Origin of the sequence: Sphingomonas sp. FUKUSWIS1 (genome assembly GCF_000733135.1) — a bacterium.
Lineage (GTDB): Bacteria > Pseudomonadota > Alphaproteobacteria > Sphingomonadales > Sphingomonadaceae > Sphingomonas > Sphingomonas aerolata.
In genome coordinates, this window is the sequence record NZ_JPJC01000125.1 from 1 (window position 1) to 5,388 (window position 5,388).

At 67.2% G+C, this 5,388-nt stretch carries 8 protein-coding genes and 1 pseudogene; 4 read left to right on the forward strand and 5 right to left on the reverse strand.

Annotated elements, in window-relative coordinates; translation table 11 throughout:
* Positions 1 to 209: pseudogene (locus tag sphsw_RS19750) on the forward strand (ATPase); the annotation flags it as partial.
* A 39-nt stretch (positions 210 to 248) separates the two neighbouring features.
* On the opposite strand, the gene gmk reads toward sphsw_RS19750, so the two are convergent.
* The 5 genes from gmk to sphsw_RS08760 all read right to left on the reverse strand — a co-directional run bounded on the left by gmk (position 249) and on the right by sphsw_RS08760 (position 3,587).
* Positions 249 to 899, reverse strand: coding sequence for a guanylate kinase (gene gmk / locus sphsw_RS08740; protein WP_031394372.1), 651 nt, complete (start codon positions 897 to 899; stop codon positions 249 to 251).
* Between the two features lie 72 nt (positions 900 to 971).
* Positions 972 to 1,175: a hypothetical protein gene (locus tag sphsw_RS08745; RefSeq protein ID WP_031440271.1), complete on the reverse strand. Its 204-nt coding sequence runs from the start codon at positions 1,173 to 1,175 to the stop codon at positions 972 to 974.
* Complete coding sequence (locus sphsw_RS08750) at positions 1,172 to 1,384, reverse strand: hypothetical protein (RefSeq protein ID WP_031440272.1); 213 nt, start codon at positions 1,382 to 1,384, stop codon at positions 1,172 to 1,174. Before sphsw_RS08750 ends, sphsw_RS08745 begins: the two co-directional genes overlap by 4 nt.
* 160 nt (positions 1,385 to 1,544) lie before the next feature.
* Positions 1,545 to 2,936, reverse strand: a complete 1,392-nt coding sequence (gene fumC / locus sphsw_RS08755) for a class II fumarate hydratase (protein WP_031440273.1) — start codon at positions 2,934 to 2,936, stop codon at positions 1,545 to 1,547.
* 165 nt (positions 2,937 to 3,101) lie between these two features.
* Positions 3,102 to 3,587 carry an SspB family protein gene (locus sphsw_RS08760; RefSeq protein ID WP_031440274.1) on the reverse strand — a complete coding sequence of 162 codons (486 nt, stop codon included), beginning with the start codon at positions 3,585 to 3,587 and terminating at the stop codon, positions 3,102 to 3,104.
* Between the two features lie 71 nt (positions 3,588 to 3,658).
* Between sphsw_RS08760 and hisB the strand changes: the two genes are divergently transcribed.
* The 3 genes from hisB to sphsw_RS08775 all read left to right on the forward strand — a co-directional run.
* A complete protein-coding gene (gene hisB, locus sphsw_RS08765) occupies positions 3,659 to 4,246 on the forward strand; it encodes an imidazoleglycerol-phosphate dehydratase HisB (RefSeq protein WP_031440275.1) in 588 nt (195 codons plus the stop codon).
* On the forward strand, positions 4,243 to 4,848 hold the full coding sequence (gene hisH, locus sphsw_RS08770) for an imidazole glycerol phosphate synthase subunit HisH (RefSeq protein WP_031440276.1): 606 nt from the start codon (positions 4,243 to 4,245) through the stop codon (positions 4,846 to 4,848). Before hisB ends, hisH begins: the two co-directional genes overlap by 4 nt.
* A partial coding sequence (locus sphsw_RS08775) for a 1-(5-phosphoribosyl)-5-[(5-phosphoribosylamino)methylideneamino] imidazole-4-carboxamide isomerase (protein ID WP_031440277.1) occupies positions 4,845 to 5,388 on the forward strand: 544 nt, incomplete at its 3' end. The genes hisH and sphsw_RS08775, both read left to right, overlap by 4 nt.

The following is a 5,388-nucleotide window of genomic DNA, read 5'->3' on the forward strand; positions in this document are numbered from 1 at the left end:
TGTCGCCGGTCGTCACGCTGACGGGGTCGCTGGTGATCGGGCTGGCGCTGGTCGAGGGGGAGATCGACGGCGATGCGGCCTGGGCGGCGGCGGGGATCGACGAGGACTGGTCGATCGAGATGTGGGGCGAGGACTGGCAGGCGGCGCAGCTGCGCGAGCTCAAGCGCCAGGAATTCGCGCGCGGCGTGGCGTTTCTGGGAATGCTGTAGGCTTTCGTCATCCTGGACCCGATCCAGGATGACGGGGGGTCAGCGCGTCAGGCGGCGGATGAAGCCGATCAGGCCGGTCTGGCGCGAGCGCTTGAGGCGCTCGGCGGCGAGGATCGTCTTCACGCCGCGGATGCAGCTGTCGACGTCGTCATTGACCAGGACGTAATCATAGCCGTCCCAGTGGCTGACCTCGTTCGCGGCGCGCGACATGCGGGCGTCGATCACTTCGGTCGAGTCGGTGCCACGGCTGGTGAGGCGGCGGTGGAGTTCCTCCATCGACGGCGGGAAGATGAAGACGCGGACTACGTCGCCGCCCGCGATCTGGAACAGCTGCTGCGCGCCCTGCCAGTCGATGTCGAACAGCACGTCCTTGCCGGCCGCCAGCATCTCCTCGACCTGCGCGCGCGGGGTGCCGTAGCGGTGGTTGAAGACATGCGCCCATTCGAGGAACTCGTCCTTCGCGACCATGTCGCGAAAGCCCTCGAGATCGGTGAAATGATAGTCCTTGCCGTCGACTTCGCCCGGTCGCATCGCACGGGTCGTCACCGAGACCGACATCTCCAGCTCATGCTCGTCGGCGAGCAATCGGCGCGCGATCGTCGACTTGCCGGCGCCCGATGGCGAGGACAGGACGAACAGGACGCCGCGGCGACGAAAACCATGCGGGTCGGACGGAAGTGTATGGGGCATGCGCGCCCTTGCCGCGGACTGCGCATGGGCGTCAACCCATGCACAGCCCGCGCGTGTCATTCTGGCGGCGGATCAGTAGCCCGACTTGCGCGCCCGGTTGCGGTCATAGGCCTTCTTGGCCGCATAGCCTCCGCCGAGGATCATGCCGAGCGGCCCCATGCGACGCAGCACGCTCATCGCGACCACGCCCTTAACCGCACCCGAGGTGCCGCCGCTGCCGCCGCTGCGCCGACCCATTTCGCGGCCAACCAATGCACTGATGATACGTCCGATCATGACTTAACCTCTCCGAAAACCTGGTCCTTGAGTTCCGCTGTACCGCGCAGCACCGCCCAGCCGATCGCGTAGGTCACGGCCAGCGGCACGACGATCTTGAGCACGTTGGCGGTGACCGCACCGATGATCGCGCCGTCCGCATTGCCGTCATCGCCGCTGAGCGAGTCGATGCCTGCGCCGATCAGTGCGCCTATGGTCGTTGCGCCCACGTAATTTCTCCTTCGCGTGTGGCGGGTTAGCGCGCGAACCGCGTTTGGGTTCCCGCAGGTGCGCCCCTCCTCCCCCCGTTCGCCCTGAGCGACGTCGAAGGGCGTGCCGCAAGCGACGGTGCTTCGACTTCGCTCAGCACGAACGGGGTCGGGGGAGGCGTTAGCGGCCGAGCATCGACTCGGGCCGCACGACACGGTCGAAGGTTTCCGCATCGACCAGCCCGAGTGCGAGGCCGGCTTCCTTCAGCGTCAGCCCCTCGGCATGCGCGTGCTTGGCGATCTTCGCCGCGGCGTCATAGCCGATCTCGGGGGCGAGCGCGGTGACGAGCATTAGCGAGCGGTCGAGCAGGTCGGCGATGCGGTCGCGATTGGGTTCGATGCCGTCGACGCAGCGTTCCGCAAAGCCCTCCATCGCGGTCGCGAGCAGGTCGATCGAGCGGAGCACGTTCGCGCCGATCAGCGGCTTGAAGACGTTGAGTTCGAGATGGCCCTGCATCCCGCCGATGGTGGCCGCGACGTGATTGCCCATCACCTGGCCGGCGACCATCGTCAGCATCTCGCACTGGGTGGGATTAACCTTGCCGGGCATGATCGAGCTGCCGGGCTCGTTGGCGGGCAGGTCGATCTCGCCAAAGCCGCAGCGCGGGCCGCTGCCCAGCAGGCGGATGTCGTTGGCGATCTTGGTCAGCGCGACCGCGAGCGTGTTGAGCGTGCCCGACAGATGGACGAGCGGGTCGTTCGAGGCGAGCGCCTCGAAGCTGTTCTCGGCGGGGATGAACGGATGGCCGGTCAGGTCGGAGACCGCCTTGCAGAAATCCTCGGCGAACCCCCTGGGCGCGTTGAGCCCGGTGCCGACCGCGGTGCCGCCCTGCGCGAGCCGGTTGGTGCCGTTGGTGACGCCCGGCTCGATCCGGCGGCCGCAGCGATAGACCTGATTGGCATACGCACCGAATTCCTGCCCGAGCGTCAGCGGGGTCGCGTCCTGCAGGTGCGTGCGGCCGATCTTGACGATGTCGGTCCACGCATCCGCCTTCGCCTGCAGCGCGGTCCGCAGCCGGTCGAGCGCGGGAAAGAGCCGGCGTGTCACGGCGAGCGAGGCGGCGATGTGGAGCGCGGTCGGGAAGCTGTCGTTCGACGACTGGCTCATGTTGACATGGTCATTGGGGTGGACCGGCGACTTGCCGCCGCGCGTGCCGGTGAGGACCTCGTTGGCGCGGCCGGCGATGACCTCGTTGACGTTCATGTTCGACTGGGTGCCGCTGCCGGTCTGCCAGATGACGAGCGGGAACTGGTCGTCGAGCGTGCCGTCGATGACTTCCTGCGCGGCGGCGTCGATTGCGTCGGCGATTGTGGCGTCGAGGCCGTGCGTGCGGTTCACGCGGGCGGCGGCCTGTTTGACGAGCGCCAATGCGTGGACGATCTCGATCGGCATGCGTTCGCGGGTGCCGAACGGGAAATTCTCGACCGATCGCTCGGTCTGCGCGCCCCAATAGGCCTGGGCGGGAACTTGGATCGGGCCGATCGAGTCGGTTTCTGTGCGGGTGTTGGTCATAACCTACCTACGCCGTCATGCCGGGCTTGTTCCGGTATGGCGGCGTAGAGCAGAAGGCCGACATGGGAGTAAATCCCATGTCGTCGACCGCGCGGTGCGCGTCGGCCGGCCGTTCGCGTCGCTGTGCGACCGGCGATCAGCTTTGCCTGATCGCCTCGCTCCAGCTCACTTCTTCCGCTTGAAATCCACGGCGACGACGTTCGAGCCGTCTTCGATCGGCACCGCGGTCGGGCCGTCATTCTCGGCCGGGTCATGCTCGCCGAGCGAATCGTCCGCGCCCTCCTGCGCCTGGAAGCGCAGTTCGAAGCTGACCGCGGGATCCTGGAATGCGGTGATCGCCGAATAGGGGATGACCAGCTTCGACGGGACCTGGTTGAACGACAGGCCGATCGAGAAGCGCTCGTCGTCGACGACGAGATCCCAGTAGCGGTTCTGCATGACGATCGTCATCTCGTCCGGGAAACGTTCGATCAGCCGCTTGGGGATGTCGACGCCGGGCGCCTGCGTCTTGAAGGTGATGTAGAAATGATGCTCGCCGGGAAGCCCGCCGGCCTCCGACACGGAACCGAGCACGCGGCCGACGACGGCACGCAGGGCTTCTTGCACGATCTCGTCGTACGGAATCAGGCTATCGGGCAGTCCATCACTCATTCCCCTTGGGTAGCGGTATTCGGATGGCGGTCAAGATTGCATGCGTCGTGGCGCACGTTATGGGAGGTGGCATGCGCACCGCCACGATTTCCCGCTCCACCGCCGAGACGGCGATCGACGTCACCATCAACCTCGACGGGACCGGCGTTTACGACGTCGAGACCGGCGTCGGCTTCTTCGACCACATGCTCGAACAGCTCTCGCGCCATTCGCTGATCGACCTGCACGTCCGCACCAAGGGCGACCTGCATATCGACGAGCATCACACCGTCGAGGATACCGGCATCGCGATCGGCCAGGCGTTCGCGCAGGCGCTCGGCGACAAGCGCGGCATCGCGCGGTACGGCGACGCGCTGTCGCCGATGGACGAGACTCTCACGCGGGTGGCGCTCGATATCTCCGGCCGGCCCTGGCTCGTCTGGAAGGACCTGTTCTCGCAGAGCCGGCTGGGCGGCATGGACACCGAGATGTTCGAGCATTTCTTCCACAGCTTCGCGCAGGCGGCGGGCATCACGCTGCACGTCGAGACGCTGTACGGCACCAACAACCACCATATCGCCGAGGCCGCGTTCAAGGGCGTCGCGCGCGCACTGCGCACCGCGATCGAGATCGACCCGCGCAAGGCCGACGCGATCCCGTCGACCAAGGGGATGCTGTGACGCTCGCGCTGATCGATTACGGCGCGGGGAACCTGCATTCGGTCGAGAACGCGCTGCGCACCGCGGGCTGTAGTGACCTGATCGTCACCGCCGACGCGGACGTCGTCGCGAAGGCCGAGCGGATCGTGCTGCCCGGCGTCGGCGCTTACGGGGCGTGCGCCGCCGCGTTGCGCGCGGTGCCGGGGATGGTCGAGGCGCTGAACCGGCGCGTGCGCGACGAGGGCGCTCCGTTCCTCGGCATCTGCGTCGGCATGCAGCTGATGGCCGAGGCCGGCGAGGAAATGGGGACGCATGCCGGGCTCGGCTGGGTGCCGGGGCGCGTGCGGCGGCTCGAGCCGGGGACGATGGACGCGAAGGTGCCGCATATGGGCTGGAACGACGTCGTGCCGGCCACCGCGCATCCGCTGATCGAACCGGGCGAGGCATATTTCCTGCACAGCTTCGCGTTTGAAGGCGCCGACGTGCTCGCAACCACCGATCACGCCGGCCCCGTCACCGCGGCGATCGGCCGCGACACGATGATCGGCGTGCAATTTCATCCTGAGAAGAGCCAGCGCTACGGTCTGGCCTTGCTCGAACGTTTTCTGGAGTGGCGGCCGTGAGCCTTATCGTTTTCCCCGCGATCGACCTCAAGGCAGGGCAAGTCGTCCGCCTCGCCGAGGGCGATATGGACCGCGCGACCGTCTATGGCGACGATCCCGCGGCGCAGGCGATGCTGTTCGCGAACGCAGGCGCCGAGCATCTGCACGTCGTCGATCTCGACGGCGCGTTTGCAGGGGCTTCGGTCAATGGCGACGCGGTGCGCGCGATCGTTTCGCAATTTCCGGGGCATGTGCAGCTCGGCGGCGGGATCCGGACGCGTGCCAATGTCGAGGGCTGGTTCGATCTGGGCGTGTCGCGGGTCGTGATCGGCACCGCGGCGCTCGAGGATCCCGACTTCGTGCGCGGCGTGGCGAAGGATTTCCCCGGCGGGATCGTCGTCGCGGTCGATGCGAAGGACGGCATGGTCGCGACCAAGGGCTGGGCCGATGTCTCGACCACCAGCGCGGTCGATCTCGCGCGGCGGTTCGAGGACGCGGGCGTGGCGTCGCTGCTGTTCACCGATGTCGGGCGCGACGGGATGCTGAAGGGGTGCAACGTCG

Excerpts from the sequence above, each read along its gene's own strand:
- gmk (WP_031394372.1), bottom strand. The coding sequence starts at position 899 with ATGCCCCATACACTTCCGTCCGACCCGCATGGTTTTCGTCGCCGCGGC.
- sphsw_RS08745 (WP_031440271.1), bottom strand. The coding sequence starts at position 1,175 with ATGATCGGACGTATCATCAGTGCATTGGTTGGCCGCGAAATGGGTCGG.
- fumC (WP_031440273.1), bottom strand. The coding sequence starts at position 2,936 with ATGACCAACACCCGCACAGAAACCGACTCGATCGGCCCGATCCAAGTT.
- sphsw_RS08760 (WP_031440274.1), bottom strand. The coding sequence starts at position 3,587 with ATGAGTGATGGACTGCCCGATAGCCTGATTCCGTACGACGAGATCGTG.
- hisB (WP_031440275.1), top strand. The coding sequence starts at position 3,659 with ATGCGCACCGCCACGATTTCCCGCTCCACCGCCGAGACGGCGATCGAC.